The sequence below is a fragment of the Gilvimarinus sp. 1_MG-2023 genome (assembly GCF_030548285.1).
This window is the reverse complement of sequence record NZ_JAUOSC010000689.1, coordinates 1-303: the sequence shown is the minus strand read 5'-3', so window position 1 is coordinate 303 and position 303 is coordinate 1. Positions and strand designations below refer to the sequence as shown.

Here is a 303-nt window from a genome sequence, read left to right as displayed (position 1 = left end):
GTATTCTGGCTGACGAAGTGGTGGCCGGTGATGTGGTGATCATTCGTTACGAAGGTCCAAAAGGTGGCCCGGGAATGCAGGAGATGCTGTATCCAACGTCCTATCTGAAATCCAAAGGTCTCGGCAAAGCCTGTGCCCTGCTGACTGATGGCCGCTTCTCTGGTGGTACTTCTGGCCTGTCGATCGGCCATGCGTCACCAGAAGCAGCTTCCGGTGGTGCTATTGGCCTGCTCAAGGACGGCGACCCTATTCTGATCGACATCCCCAATCGCAGCATCAATGTGCTGTTGGATGATGCAGAAC

1 pseudogene is annotated in these 303 nt (G+C 55.1%); it reads left to right on the top strand.

What is annotated here, in order from left to right:
• A pseudogene (locus tag Q4563_RS18630) lies at positions 1-303 on the top strand (dihydroxy-acid dehydratase domain-containing protein); the annotation flags it as partial.